Raw genomic sequence first — 14,874 nt, forward strand, 5'->3', positions numbered from 1 at the left:
CAACTGATCTTCAGTAAACGTAAAATCCATGATATTTGCTCCCGATTATTTACGTGGCATGCCTAGCATACGCTCGGCAATAATGTTGCGTTGGATTTCGTTGGTGCCAGCATAGATAGGACCAGATTGTGAGAACAAAAAGCCATCTAACCATGAACCAACACCTTGTGCTGCTGGGGCAATCGGCTCAAGCTCCGCTCGGGCAGATAATATATCCATCGCGGTTTCATGCATTTGCTGATCAAGTTCAGACCAGAAGATTTTATTCGTTGATGATTCTGCACCAATTTTACCGCCTTTAATTAATCGACAGGCAGTTTCGTAGGTTGTCAAACAATATGACTCTGCAGCCATATATGCTTTGATGACCGCGTCACGAATAGCTGGATCTCGGTCTGCCGAATCGCGATTCTCTTTATACAGCTCAACTAAGCGGCGCGCAGTTTCTTGAAAACGCGCAGGTGATCTAAGCATTAATCCACGCTCAAATCCTGCAGTAGCCATAGCCACTTCCCAGCCTTTACCTTCATCACCGAGTCGGCAATTGACTGGCACTTTCACATTGTCAAAGAAGATTTCGGCAAAGCCCGGTAGACCATCAAGCTGTGGAATAGGATTGACGGTAACGCCCTCAAGCGCCAGCGGAACAAGAATAAATGTTAGGCCATGGTGGCGCTTTGACTCTGGGTCAGTGCGGAACATGCCAAAGCACTGATCAGCCCATGCAGCTCGGGTAGACCAGGTTTTCTGACCGTTAATAATATAATATTCACCACACTCTGAAAGCTCTGCTTTTGAACGAATAGCCGCCATATCTGAACCGGCACCCGGCTCAGACCAACCTTGCGCCCAAACCTCAGTACCGTCAGCCATTTTCGGCAAAATATCAGCTTTTTGTTGTTCCGTACCATATTCCATTAGGGTTGGGCCTAGTAGAAAAATACCGTTCTGATTAACACGATTAGGTGCCTTGGCACGAAAATATTCTTCTTCGAAAATCAACCATTCAATCAAATCAGCATCACGACCGCCTAATTCGCTTGGCCATGTCACCATGCCCCAGCGACCTTCGTTCATTTTCGCTTCCCATTCACGATGCTGCTGAAAGCCTTCAGCTGTATCATAAGTTTTTAGCGGTTCTGCTGGAACATTGGCCGCTAACCAATCTCTCACTTCTTGACGAAAGGCTTGATGTTTTTCGGTAAAGTGTAAATCCATAACTTCTCTCTTGTCTTAGACGGTCATTATGATTTTTGTCGAACTATTGCTTTTCAGTAAATGCTGCGTCACGCTTATTAACAAACGCATCGCGAGATTCTGCAGAATCTGGAGATTGATAAGCCTCTAAGGTGAAGCCTTGCTCCCAACGATACTTGTCTTCTAAGTTACCATCTTCAATCCCGGTCAACGCTTCTTTGGCCAAAGCAATCATACGCGGTGATTTTTCAGCAATTTTGGCCGCCATTTCACGCGCCGTAGGCAGTAGCTGATCGCGCGGCACTACTTTTTCAATAGCGCCTAAACGATAAGCTTCTTGGGCATCAATGGGTAAACCGGTAAAGTACATATAACGAACTTTCTGCACCGGGAACATACGCTGTAAGTGCGCACCACCACCCATTGCACCTCGATCAACCTCGGGAACGGCAAAGGTTGCGCACTCGGAAGCTACGATGAAATCAGCTGCGCCGGAGATACCAATACCCCCACCTAGTACGAAGCCATGAACCGCGACGATCACTGGCTTAGGGTTTAGATGAATCGCTTTAAAGGTGTCATAGTTGCCTTTATTCACCTTAACAATCAATGAATCATCGGCATCTAACTCTTTAATATCAACGCCTGCACAAAAGCCACGCCCCTCCGCCGCAATGATAATAACGCGACAGTCGTCGTTGTTACCTAAACTATCAATCTCAGCAGCAATCTGCGCCCATTCAACTGAGGAGAATGCATTAACCGGAGGCTTATCAAAGATCACTTCAGCAATGCCGTTAGTAATGGTTGTTTTATACGGTAATGACATACCTATTCCTTATCTATTTATTTCAGCGCTGCTAGACGCTGCTCAGCTTCACTAACTATTTCACGAATTAACTCGTCACATGTCGGCAAATGATCAATCACACCTGCGACTTGCCCAGATGGTAAAACACCATCAGCAGGATGACCGTCTACCATAGCTTTCATAATAATCATGGGTGCATTGGCCGACATAATGGCTTGAGCGGGCGTTACATCGCCTGACTTTGTCATAGCAAAGGCAGACTTTAACAAATCAAAGATCGATGCACCGGTAAACTTACGAAACTTTAAGCCATTAATTAGGGCAATTATGAGCTTTTTGAAATTACCGGCTTTTTCCATTTTTTCAAGCCACTCATTCATGACCATACGCTGTGGCAGACCATCCATTGCTTTTGAGACAATGATATTCGCTGGATTTTTACACTCTATGTAGCGCTGCTTAGTTGCTGCAGGCACGGGTGAATTTTGGGTTAACAAAAAGCGCGTACCCATGGCGATGCCGTCAGCGCCAAATGCCATCGCGGCAACCAAGCCACGACCATCTTTGAAACCACCTGCACCCAATACCGGCACTTTATCACCGACCGCATCAACCACTTGAGGCAGCAATAAGGTTGTAGGCACACTGCCGGTATGGCCACCACCCTCGCCGCCTTGCACGGCCACAGCATCGGCACCCATTTCAACGGCTTTAATTGCATGCTTTGGTAAACCCACGGTTGGCATACAAACAATACCGTTATCTTTAAGCCGCTGAATCATCTCTTTACCGGGCGAGCGCGAATATGACACCGCCTTTACCCCATGCTTTATACATAAGTCGATAATCTCGTTGGCGTTTGGTTGATACATATGGAAGTTTACGCCGAAGTTTTTATCGGTCAGCTCTTTCACACGCAAAATATCTCGCTCCATCTCTTCTGGTGGAATCGTTGCTCCCGCTAAAAAACCAAAGCCACCCGCGTTACAGGTGCCTGCGACAAGCTCTGGGTCAGCAACCCAGCCCATAGCCGTTTGAATAATGGGATATTTACAACCTAACAGCTCAGTAATTCGGGTATTCAGAACATCAGACATGGTTAAAACTTCTACATTAAAAATACTAAAACGCCCACCAGTGTTGAAACACTCGCAGGCGTCGATAATGGTTTGTAGCTCGTCAATAAAACGCGCTACAGACGATTAGACACGCTACGAGCGGTCACCCGGAGGGTTATCTTTTAACTGCTTACTGCGCCAATCTTGAGGATCAAGCTCACGAATAATCGCTAGCTGCTCTTCAGTTGGTGCAGGCGTTGTTGGTACTTCGTCAGGTATAATTAATTCAAAGCCTGTATTTTCAACGACCTGCTCAACCGTAATACCAGGATGAACAGACACTAAGGCAATTTCATGATTAGGGCCTGAAAAATCAAGTACACATAAATCTGTTAGGATAATGCGAATATCAACATCCGCTAATTCATAACCTTTCGGCAAACGCTCTGGGTTATAGCCAATTGAGTTTACAAGGTCACATTCGCCTTCAACGAAAACACGTTTATTGTGTGAAGGCACGAAAAATGAGTTGGCATGGCTAATAGAATTACCCGGTAGACCGCGCACACCTAACATCATGATTTTTGGTTGCTCGTAAGAGCCACCCAAAGCTGAGATATTTGCTTGGCCGAATTTATCAACCTGCGTTGGGCCAATCATAGCGTGACGCTTGCCTGACCAAACATTATCAAAGATGCGTGAAAAACCCATCCATGTTTCAGATTTTTGACCTTCATGCGAAGTGCGGCCAGAAATAGGGTTAGGCTCAGAAAGTAAGTAGGCTTCTGAGTCTGTCATCATAAGGTCTTGGTTGAAGGTTTTCATTGCAAGGCTCGCAGCCAAGCGCGGTAACACACCAATACCTGTGGCTAAAACTTCACCATCGTGTCGGAACGCCTCGGCGCCGGCAACAATCATCAATTCAGCCAATGTATATTCTTTAGCGGGAGTGCCTGTAGCAGTTGTCATACTGTAATTCTCCTTTGACCGATTGATTAATAGACTGGCAGCGGTAATGCTTTAATTGCATCTAAGCCGCCAACCAGCGCTTGGTATTCTTCTTCTGTTTTGCCATTGATGTATTTTTCAGCGTAAGCCTCAAAACCACCTTCTTTAGCAAAGCCAGCGTATTCTTTGGTGTGTTTAACATCGAAGCCGTAAAGTGGCGTGCAAGAAGTTGGATGAGCACCGCCAGGAATATGCACAACACCTGTGGTCATGGAACGTTCCCAGAATACGTAACGTGACTCATCGCCTTGCGCGAAGTAATCGGTGTCAACGATTTCATCAACCGTGACAAAGGTCTTTTCTGCAGCACGAGCCATTTGCTCGTCCATATACATATCTGGGCCTTTGATTTGACAAACACCACGCACATCAGCGCGATCTGCATGAATAAGAGCAACATCTAAGTTAAGCGCAGGCATAGCCACCCACTCTTTGTCATCATATGGGCTATCGATAACTTTGATGTCTTTGTTCACTTTAATCACATCAGTACCTAANCCGATTTGCGTTGGCATAAATGGCATACCCCANCTTGCCGCTCGCAAACCAAGAAGCATCATGCCTTCATCAACTTCCATCGTTTCTATAGCGCCGGTTTGACGTGCTTGTCGAAAAAATGGTTCAAGAGGAATAAAGTCTAGCGATACAAAAGCAAAAATAACTTTTTTCACTTTGCCTGCGGCACAGAGCATACCAACATCGGCGCCACCGTAGGCAACCACTGTTAAGTCTTTCAGGTCAGAGCGAAGGATTTCGCGAATTAATGCCATCGGCTTGCGACGAGGCCCCCAGCCACCGACACCAATTGTCATGCCATCTTCTAATTGGCTAACAACTTCAGCAGCAGTCATTTGCTTGTTCATACAAATCCCCTTGCGTGGATGATTTTTAGTTAAAAGAATTCTCGCGCGCGAATGATACACGAATTAGCGGTAAATTTGCAGTGATAACTGGTCAGCAGCGGCGCTAATCTGGGCATATTTTATCAATTTTCAGCGCTATTTAAGCTTGCTTGCGTGAAAATCAAGCCGATCTTGGCCTTCATTTATTATTATTATCAATCGCATTAAATTAATTGATTTTAGCTATAAAAATGGCTGTGCTGTAATATCACTAAGGTCATCGCACCAATCAATTAATTACTACACAGGTACAACACGCAAAGGAGTTTTAGTATGTTAGATATAATCCAGGTAGCAGCCAATGATTGTAATTATGCCAACAACTATTATGGCGACCAGGTCTGCCGTTGTAAGTCATGAGTTTTTGCGCTGACACTCAAGCGATTCTCAGCGAGCTGCGGGCATAAAAAAACCGAGCGTTCGCTCGGTTTACTTTATTGATTTGGTACTTATGCTTCGATTTCAAATAAACCTGCAGCGCCCATACCACCGCCAATACACATAGTAACTACTATGTATTTAGCACCACGACGTTTACCTTCAAGTAATGCATGACCCACCATACGCGCACCTGACATGCCGAATGGGTGACCTACAGAGATTGCACCGCCGTTTACGTTCATTTTGTCAATATCGATACCCAGTTCTTTCTGGCAGTAGACCACTTGAGAAGCAAAGGCTTCGTTTAGTTCCCACAGGTCAATATCATCAACCGTTAAACCGTGCTTGGCTAAAAGCTTAGGTACCGCGAAAACAGGGCCAATCCCCATTTCATCAGCTTTACAGCCTGCAACCGCTACACCTTTATAAACACCTAAAGGTGCAAGACCTAACGCTTCAGCTTTTTCGCGAGACATAAGTAGTGATGCCGCAGCACCGTCAGAAAGCTGTGAAGCATTACCAGCCGTGATGAATTTACCTTCTTGAACCCACTTACCATCTTTCCATACTGGATCAAGTGATGCTAAAGACTCAGCCGTGGTTGATGGACGGTTACACTCGTCTTTATCAACCACTACTTCTTCATAAGTAGTCTCTTTGGTTTCTTTATTGAATACCGCTTTTACTGCATTCATTGGTACGATTTCGTCGTCAAATGTACCGTTTGCTTGTGCAGCAGCTGTACGCTGTTGAGAAATCAATGAGTAGGCATCTTGCTCTTCACGCGTAATATTATAACGCTCAGCAACAATCTCAGCCGTTTCAATCATTGGGATATAAGCAGTATCATCAAAACCTAACACTGTTTTTGATACATTTTTATAGGTGTTTTTGTGCTTGTTTTGCGTTAAAGAAATAGACTCAACACCACCGGCAATCGCTACATCAATTTCACCCACCATGATACTTTTGGCAGCGTAGGCAATCGTCATTAAACCTGATGAACACTGACGCTCCATCGCCATACCTGGCACAGAATCTGGTAAACCACCAGCTACTGCACATAAACGGCCGAGATTGTAAGCCTGGGTACCTTGCTGCGCAGCTGCGCCAAAAATACAGTCTTCAACTAGGCTTGGATCAATACCCGCTTTTTCAACTACCGCTTTTACTACATGACCACCCATGGCCGGGGCTTCAGTATCGTTAAAAGAACCGCGAAAAGACTTGGCCAAGCCGGTACGAGCAGTGCTTACGATTACAGCGTCTCTGTTAGACATAATGTTCTCCTATTAAAAATTCTGGTTGACCATCAAGCGCGCTGGCTTGAGGTTGAGATAATTTCACCGGTGAGGTAAGACGAATAATCCGAGGCTAAAAACATCATCACATTCGCCACTTCCCACACTTCTGCTGCACGACCAAATGCTTCTTTTGCTTCAAGCTCCGCGAGTAAGTCAGCAGGTGCAGATTTACGTAACATCGGATGCATCGCAATCGATGGCGCTACCGCATTAATGCGGATATTATCCTCTGCAGCCTCTAAAGCTGCACATCGAGTTAGCGCCATAACACCGGCTTTCGCTGCGGCATAATGCGCCTGCTCTTTTTGTGCACGCCAGCCAAGCACAGAGGCATTATTCACGATAACACCGCCTTGGCCTCGCTGCTTCATCACTTTCATCATATGACGCGTCATACGCATGGTGCCATACAGCGTTACTTGAATGACTTTGTCCCACTCGGCATCGTCCATTTCAATCAATAGCTTTGAAGTGCCAAGCCCTGCATTATTAATCAGGATATCTACGCCTTGCATTTTTTCTTCAGCAAAGGCAATTAATGCTTGCACCTCATCTTCATCACAGACGTTACAAAGCTTACCCCAGACATTATCTTTACCTGTCAGCGCCTTTAATTCTGCTACCGATTTTTCTAAGCGCCCTTCATGCACGTCAGAAATGACAAGCGCTCGCGCGCCTTCTTCAATCGCACGCTTTGCTGCGCTTCCGCCAATACCGGCACCTGCCGCTGCAGTGATCAAAACGGATTTATCTTTAATTAAATCTTTACCCTCGGGATATTGAGGATTTTTTAAATCATACATAGTGAAATTCCATGATTAGACGCTGTATTTAGTCGTACCGCATATTCGCGAGACAAAGAATTGAAGCTTAAAAGTGGTTAAAAGGCTTAACCACTTTCAGATATGACAATTGAGGTCGCTTATAGAGAAGCCTTAGCTTATGCCTTGATCGTAACTTTTGGCTCACGCGGCATACCAAGGCCGCGTTCAGCAATAATATTACGTTGGATTTGATTAGTACCGCCATAAATCGTGTCAGAGCGAACAAATAAGTACATGGACTGCAAGCGAGACAGCTCATAGGGGCCTGCATCTAAAACCTCAGCATCAGCGCCCATGACATCCATGGCTAACTCACCTAAATCACGATGCCAAGTGGCCCAATACAATTTATACATTAGCGCTTCTTTTTGCAGAGAACCATCACCGGCATCGTCAGATAGCGTTCGCATTGAATTGTAGCGCATCACTTTAAGCCCCTCATGGGCTTTCGCAATACGTTGGCGAATAATTGGATCTTTAGCCGCACCGTTTGACTTTGCCAAGGCCACAACTTCATCTAATTCATTTTGAAACTGCATTTGCTGGCCTAGTGTCGAGACTCCGCGTTCAAAGCCTAATAAGCCCATGGCCACTTTCCAGCCATCACCCGGCTCGCCAACAATATCATCAGCATCGCATTCAGCATCATCAAAGAATACTTCATTGAACTCTGAGGTACCGGTGATTTGCTCAATTGGACGCACTGTAATGCCCGGTTGATCCATTTTCATTAAGAAAAAACCAAGGCCCTTATGAGCGACCGAATCAGGATCGGTTCTCGCAACCACGAATACATAATCGGATTCGTGTGCTAAAGATGTCCAAACTTTTTGACCATTGATCACCCACTTGCCTTTTTCTTCATCAAAACGCGCTTTAGTCTTGACGTTAGCTAAGTCGGAGCCTGCACCAGGCTCAGAGTAGCCTTGACACCATAGTTCAGAGCCATCAAGTATGCCCGGCAAGTATTTTTCACGTTGTGCTTCGGTGCCAAACGCAATCAAGGTTGGACCGGTTAAGCCCTCACCAATATGACCAACTCGTCCAGGCGCACCCGAACGTGCGTATTCTTCGAAGAAAATAACCTGCTGCTCAATCGAAAGCTCTCGACCGCCAAACTCTTTAGGCCAACCAACACAGGTCCAACCACCTTCAGCCAGCTTCTTTTCCCAAACTTTTCGCTCTTCTGGAAACATATGCTCGTCTCCGGGACCACCGCGAAACTTAAGTTGGGCGAACTCGCCTACTAAATTATCACTTAGCCAAGCTGCAATTTCTTCGCGAAACTTTTCGTCTTCAGCACTAAAACTTAATTTCATTCAAGTAACTCCTTCGACTTATTATGCTAATAACATTTGCGCTAAGCGCTCACGGTGATATGTACTATTACCTAACATGTGCTCCGAAGCTTTTGCGCGTTTAAAATATAAATGCGGGTCATACTCCCAAGTAAAACCTACGCCACCATGCAATTGAATTGCATCGCCAGCATTTTGAAAATAGGCATCAGAGACATTCGCTTTTGCAATCGACGCCGCTTCGGCCAGCTCATCTGCCAACTCGCCACCCGTAAACGCATCTTGCGCTACGCAAGCTGCATAGTAGACTGCACTTTTCGCGCATTCAGCTTTGGTCATCATATCAGCAGCGCGATGTTTAATGGCCTGGAACGAGGCAACTGGACGGTTAAACTGCACACGCTCTTTGGTGTAATCTACGGTAATATCCAAAACCTCTGATGCGCCACCCATTTGTTCGGCAGCTAGGCAAATAGTCGCAAGATCAAGGATTTTTGCTAACTCAGCGGCAGCATCCAATTTCAGGATGCCGTCTTTTTCGACCTTAACATTATTAAAGCTTAACTCGGCCTGCTTGCGTGTTTGATCCATGGTTGGCACCCACTTCACATCAATTCCTGCAGTCGACATAGGAACAACAAACAAACCAATCTTGTTGTCAGCATCTTTTGCCGCCGCAACCACAAACTCTGCATTATGACCGTCCACCACAAAACGGTATTGACCATTGATAACCGCAGCTTGATCTTGTAGAGAAAATTCGGCCTCGACAGCATCTACGCCAGTTTGATTACTTGAGGTATATGCTAAGGTTGCAATTGCGCCCTCTAAAACCTTTGTTAGATATTCTGCTTGCTGAGACTCGTCACCAGCTTCAAGCAAAGCGGTAGTGGCTTGGCAAACTGTGGCAAAATAAGGGGCGCACAATAGATAGCGGCCCATCTGCTCCATCACAGCACATAGCTCTACATAGCCGAGACCCATGCCACCCAGTGACTCAGGGATTGTTATAGCCTGAAAATACAGCTCCTGACAGATTTGTTGCCACAACGCAGCATCATAGCCGGCATCAGTGGCCATGGCGGTTCGAATAGCTTCAGAAGAAGAAACGTCTTGCAAAAAGCTTTCCGCGGTATCGCGGATCATTTGTTGCTCTTCAGTAAAAGCGAAATCCATTGAATGGTCTCCAGATTTATTTGTAGCGGCAGCTTAACTTACGCCTGAAGCTGTCCGTTTAAAAAAAGGCGCATTATTGTAGCACATTGTTACGCGCAAATTCTGCAATTGTTTAGCGCTTAAATATGACAACTTTGCAATCGCGAGCATGAGTATTCACTGCGGTGAGGACAGATTGATGCCACTGAAAAGAACGTTAAAACCAGCAAAGTAGCAGGCAGACCACTATTCAAGATCACAAACGCAAGTTCATCGACAAAATAATGGCAGCAAAGCTAAGCCGATTAGCCGGTCTATACAGGCTTTAACATGCAGGATAGGCTGAACGGTGCAGCTTAAGTTAACAAATGCGCTCTGGCACAAGAGCATATAGCAGCATAGATAATCAAACAGGAAAGTAAGAAAAGACAGCAATAAAGAGCGGAAACCAGCAGTGCTAAAACGAAAAAACCCCACAAAATTGTGGGGTTTTTTAATATGGCCCGCCAGGAAGGATTCGAACCTCCGACCGCCTGGTTCGTAGCCAGGTACTCTATCCAGCTGAGCTACTGGCGGGTAAGGCCGCGTATTATAGGTACGCGAAAGTTCCTGTCAATGAGTTTTAACCAAATCAAAACAAATTGCAAGAATGGCGGTGAAGGAGGGATTCGAACCCTCGATACCGTATTAGGGTATACTCCCTTAGCAGGGGAGCGCCTTCGACCACTCGGCCACTTCACCGTAAGTGGCGCATATTAGAGATCAAGCACTGTTTCGTCAATGCAAGGTCGAGAAATTAGCGCTTTTTCGCGCAATTATTAATCAGCAGTGCCGCAAGGCATGAGCATGCAAGAAGAGATCAGGATCTGATCATTCAAATATTGTTTCTCATCGAAATATATTAGCTAATAATAAGCTACGGCAATTCATCAGGCCTAGCCAAAAGCTTTAATTCCAATTGATACAAAACAAAAAGCCGCGCTAAACGTCAGAACATTACTTGGTTTTACAAGCAAGATAAGGAACACAGATCTGAAAACAGAAGCAGAAAAGAAACAAAAAAAAGCAGACATAAAAAAAAGGAGCTATTGCTCCTTTTAAAGAATATTGCCATGGCCTAATCCTTTGAAGCAAATTAGGCGATGACGGCAGACTAAGCTTGGTTAAAATTAACCTCACCCGCCTCCTTTTCACGCTGGATGCGCTGGTAGATTTCTTCGCGATGCACAGGCACCTCTTTTGGTGCATTGACACCAATGCGCACCTGATTACCTTTGACACCAAGAACCGTTACGGTAACGTCATCCCCAACCATTAATGTTTCACCAATGCGACGTGTTAAAATAAGCATGATTGCTTCTCCTATATTGAAAGCTGCTTCATGGGCTTTCATGTCCTCGTAAAAGTATAGGTCAGCGGTAATATTTTGCGCGACCTACGCTAGGAAGCAGCAAACCTAGGCAGTTAAATTAAGCNAAGGCTGCTGCAAACAATTTAGCGAGTCGCAAATCTAGCTAGGACAATCCTGCACTACTACTGCATAACAACACTCTATGCGACAACTAAATAAGTGCACCCAAAACCGACAAATGTTTTTGAAGAGTAAAAACTTAACCTGGAACGCAAGTTGAAATTCTCAAAACGGGGCGATTAAACACTAAATTGTGCTTAATTAGAAGCAACAGCGTGGAAAAAGTTCCCAAAATCCGTAAAAAGTTCTAAAAAACGCAGCGGATGCTGCGTTTAGGATGCTTGTAGCTTAAGCTAGCTGCTCAGCAACATAGGCCTCAAACTCGGGTAAGACTGTTGGCAATGCTGACACATCAGAACCACCGCCCTGGGCCATATCCGCTCGACCGCCACCTTTGCCACCCAGCTTTGCGGCAAATGCCTTAATAATATCGCCAGCGCGGACTTTATCGGTCAGATCTGCTGTTACGCCAGCAACCAAGGCGATACCTTTCTCATCGACGGTAGCAAGCAGCACAGCTGCAGTACCCAACTTACTTTTCAGCTGATCCAACGTCACTAGTAAACTTTTACGATCAGCTCCATCAATGGTAGCTGCCAATACTTTAACACCCTGCACATCAACCGCCTGAGTGGATAAATCGCCACCACTGGAGGTCGCAAGCTTGGCTTTTAGCTGCTGTATTTCTTTGTCTTGTTGTTTCGCCTGGGCAATTAAGGCAGTTAACTTATCTAATAGATTTTCAGGTTTAGCTTTTAACTGGTTGGCTGCAGCTTTGAGCGTCTGTTCATTGGCACGGTCAAAGGCTAAGGCATGTTCAGCAGTGACTGCTTCAATTCGGCGTACGCCAGCCGCCACAGAACTTTCTGATACTATGCGAAAAGCACCTAAATCGCCGGTTCGAGCAGCATGCGTTCCACCACAGAGCTCCACTGAAAAGCCATCACCCATCGACAATACACGCACTTGGTTACCGTATTTTTCACCAAACAAGGCCATCGCACCCTTAGCTTTTGCGGTTTCCATGTCGGTTACAACCGTTTCAATCTCAGTATTTGAGCGAATCTGCGCATTCACTATGGCTTCAATCTGTTGCAGCTGCTGATCATTGACAGCTTCGAAATGAGAGAAGTCAAAGCGTAAGCGGTCGGCAGTGTTTAAGGAGCCCTTTTGCTGCACATGCTCGCCCAAAACGGCACGCAAGGCCGCATGCAATAAATGCGTCGCTGAATGATTAAGCGCGACTTGCTGGCGAATATCTGGATTGACCGCTGCATTGATCAGATCACCTGTGCGAATCGCTCCTTCGGTTACCATGACCTGATGCAAATGGTGATTCGAGGCTTTCATCACATCCTCAACATTGGCAGACATTGCGGCCGACGTCAGCAGACCTACGTCACCAATTTGACCACCTGACTCAGCATAAAAAGGCGTCTGCGCAAGCACAACCACCCCCGACTGGCCAGCGGTCAGGGTGTCGACCTGCTGCTCACCAATATATAAGGCTATCACTTTAGCGTCAGTGCTCAGCTGCTGATATCCAGTAAAGCTTGTTTCACCATCGAGCCGCCATTGCTTGGTATAATCTACTGAAAAACCGCCAGCCGCTTGCGAACGCTTGCGCTGCGCCGCCATTGCCTCGTCAAACGCAGCAACATCAATCTCAAGCCCTTGCTCACGCGCGATGTCGGCGGTTAAGTCAAACGGAAAGCCGTACGTATCATACAGCTTAAAAACCACGTCGCCAGCCAACGTAGAGCCCTGTAATTTATCGATCGCAGCGCTAAGCATGGCCATACCATTATCCAAGGTCTTGGCAAATTGCTGCTCTTCAGCAAGGATAACCTTTTCAACTTGTGGCAAGGCTTGCACCAGCTCAGGATAGGCCTCACCCATTTCATCAGCCAAAGGCTTCGCTAACTGATGAAAGAACGGCTGCTTGACACCTAATTTGTGTGCGTGACGAATAGCACGGCGCATAATACGCCGCAGCACATACCCCCTGCCCTCATTGGCAGGAATCACCCCATCAACAATCAAAAATGCACATGAGCGAATGTGATCAGCAATGACGCGCAGCGATTGATTGCTTAAATCACCGGTATTGGTAATGCTGTCTGCCGCCTTTAACAGGCTTTGAAATAAATCAATTTCATAGTTGTTATGCACACCTTGCATTAGCGCCGCAATGCGCTCAAGCCCCATACCGGTATCGACTGAGGGCTTAGGTAAAGCAGTCATGGTACCGTCGGCACTGCGCTGGTACTGCATAAAGACCACGTTCCAGATTTCAATAAAACGGTCGCCATCCTCTTCTGGCGAGCCGGGTGGCCCACCCCAAATATGCTCACCATGATCGTAAAATATTTCGGTACAAGGACCACATGGGCCAGTATCACCCATAGCCCAGAAGTTGTCAGAGGCGTACTTTTCACCTTTATTGTCGCCAATGCGGATAATTTTTTCGGCGGGCACGCCAATTTGATCTCGCCAGATAGCATAGGCCTCATCATCATCGGCATATACTGTGACAGTGAGCTTTGACGCCGGAATATTCATCCATTCGCTTGAGGTTAAAAATTCCCAGGCGTAGTGAATAGCATCTTGCTTAAAATAGTCGCCAAAAGAAAAATTACCTAACATTTCAAAAAATGTATGATGACGCGCCGTATAGCCAACATTCTCAAGATCATTATGCTTACCCCCGGCTCTTACACAGCGCTGGGAGGTTGTTGCTCTTGAGTAATCACGCGGGTCTTCGCCTAAAAACACATCCTTAAACTGCACCATCCCTGCATTGGTAAACAACAAAGTTGGGTCATTACCCGGCACTAAGGAGCTTGAGGCGACACGCTGATGATCTTTAGCCGCAAAAAAGCTCAGGAAGGACTCTCTGATGTCAGCACTTTTCATGATGTTCTCTTTACTATTAATACTTATAAACCCTGCTCATTAAGCTGGGTATTTGCCAAAACATGAAAATGCAGATGGAATACGGTCTGTCCAGCATCTGCACCATTATTTGCAATTAATCGGAAATGTTGATGGCCGGCTCGTTGCGCAACATGCGCAGCAACCCAGTTTAAGTGTCCTAGCAGCTGCTTGTCTTCCGCTGTTGCATCAAGCAGTGAACGCAGCGGCTTTTTGGGAATCACTAGCACATGGAATGGTGCCTGAGGGCTTCGATCGTTTATCACGATACACTGTTGATCCTCAAACACGATCTCGGCAGCTATCTCACGATCAATAATCTGCGTGAACACTGATCTAGACATATCCAAGCTAATTAGTTTTTATCTAACACTCGCGCCTGATCTTCAAGCATAACCGGAATACCGTCCCGAATTGGGTAAGCTAGGCCGCTAGCCTTACAGACCAATTCTTGATTGGCCTTATCATACTCAAGCGGCGCTTTCGTCACAGGGCAGACCAATATATCCAGCAGTTTTTCATCAAACATGC

Annotated in this window: 13 protein-coding genes and 2 tRNA genes; all 15 read right to left on the bottom strand. The window is 46.0% G+C overall.

The window, feature by feature from the left end:
- Positions 1 to 45 precede the first annotated feature (45 nt).
- The 15 genes from HRU21_03340 to HRU21_03410 all read right to left on the bottom strand — a co-directional run bounded on the left by HRU21_03340 (position 46) and on the right by HRU21_03410 (position 14,872).
- Positions 46 to 1,218 (bottom strand): acyl-CoA dehydrogenase family protein, encoded by a 1,173-nt coding sequence (locus HRU21_03340; protein NRA41325.1) that lies wholly within the window; start codon positions 1,216 to 1,218, stop codon positions 46 to 48.
- Positions 1,219 to 1,261: 43 nt separating this feature from the next.
- Positions 1,262 to 2,026: an enoyl-CoA hydratase family protein gene (locus tag HRU21_03345; protein ID NRA41326.1), complete on the bottom strand. Its 765-nt coding sequence runs from the start codon at positions 2,024 to 2,026 to the stop codon at positions 1,262 to 1,264.
- Between the two features lie 17 nt (positions 2,027 to 2,043).
- Positions 2,044 to 3,105, bottom strand: a complete 1,062-nt coding sequence (locus tag HRU21_03350; GenBank protein ID NRA41327.1) for a nitronate monooxygenase — start codon at positions 3,103 to 3,105, stop codon at positions 2,044 to 2,046.
- A gap of 114 nt (positions 3,106 to 3,219) precedes the next feature.
- Positions 3,220 to 4,035, bottom strand: coding sequence for a ketoacid CoA transferase (locus HRU21_03355; GenBank protein ID NRA41328.1), 816 nt, complete (start codon positions 4,033 to 4,035; stop codon positions 3,220 to 3,222).
- Positions 4,036 to 4,061: 26 nt separating this feature from the next.
- A complete protein-coding gene (locus HRU21_03360) occupies positions 4,062 to 4,937 on the bottom strand; it encodes a CoA transferase subunit A (protein ID NRA41329.1) in 876 nt (291 codons plus the stop codon).
- Between the two features lie 488 nt (positions 4,938 to 5,425).
- A complete protein-coding gene (locus tag HRU21_03365) occupies positions 5,426 to 6,637 on the bottom strand; it encodes an acetyl-CoA C-acyltransferase (protein NRA41330.1) in 1,212 nt (403 codons plus the stop codon).
- A gap of 32 nt (positions 6,638 to 6,669) precedes the next feature.
- The gene (locus HRU21_03370; GenBank protein ID NRA41331.1) at positions 6,670 to 7,464 is read right to left on the bottom strand and encodes an SDR family oxidoreductase; all 795 of its coding nucleotides are present in this window, start codon (positions 7,462 to 7,464) and stop codon (positions 6,670 to 6,672) included.
- 137 nt (positions 7,465 to 7,601) lie between these two features.
- Positions 7,602 to 8,804, bottom strand: a complete 1,203-nt coding sequence (locus tag HRU21_03375) for an acyl-CoA dehydrogenase family protein (GenBank protein NRA41332.1) — start codon at positions 8,802 to 8,804, stop codon at positions 7,602 to 7,604.
- A 21-nt stretch (positions 8,805 to 8,825) separates the two neighbouring features.
- Complete coding sequence (locus HRU21_03380) at positions 8,826 to 9,959, bottom strand: acyl-CoA/acyl-ACP dehydrogenase (GenBank protein NRA41333.1); 1,134 nt, start codon at positions 9,957 to 9,959, stop codon at positions 8,826 to 8,828.
- A 478-nt stretch (positions 9,960 to 10,437) separates the two neighbouring features.
- Positions 10,438 to 10,514, bottom strand: a tRNA-Arg gene (locus tag HRU21_03385).
- A 74-nt stretch (positions 10,515 to 10,588) separates the two neighbouring features.
- A tRNA-Ser gene (locus HRU21_03390) sits at positions 10,589 to 10,679 on the bottom strand.
- Between the two features lie 412 nt (positions 10,680 to 11,091).
- Positions 11,092 to 11,289, bottom strand: a complete 198-nt coding sequence (gene csrA, locus HRU21_03395; GenBank protein ID NRA41334.1) for a carbon storage regulator CsrA — start codon at positions 11,287 to 11,289, stop codon at positions 11,092 to 11,094.
- A gap of 408 nt (positions 11,290 to 11,697) precedes the next feature.
- Positions 11,698 to 14,325, bottom strand: a complete 2,628-nt coding sequence (alaS, locus tag HRU21_03400; GenBank protein NRA41335.1) for an alanine--tRNA ligase — start codon at positions 14,323 to 14,325, stop codon at positions 11,698 to 11,700.
- A gap of 23 nt (positions 14,326 to 14,348) precedes the next feature.
- Positions 14,349 to 14,687 (bottom strand): histidine triad nucleotide-binding protein, encoded by a 339-nt coding sequence (locus tag HRU21_03405; protein ID NRA41336.1) that lies wholly within the window; start codon positions 14,685 to 14,687, stop codon positions 14,349 to 14,351.
- A gap of 11 nt (positions 14,688 to 14,698) precedes the next feature.
- Entirely contained in the window at positions 14,699 to 14,872 is a 174-nt protein-coding gene (locus HRU21_03410; protein NRA41337.1) for a Trm112 family protein, read from the bottom strand.
- Positions 14,873 to 14,874: the final 2 nt, after the last annotated feature.

It is taken from the genome of Pseudomonadales bacterium (assembly GCA_013215025.1).
In the GTDB taxonomy this organism is placed as follows: domain Bacteria; phylum Pseudomonadota; class Gammaproteobacteria; order Pseudomonadales; family DT-91; genus DT-91.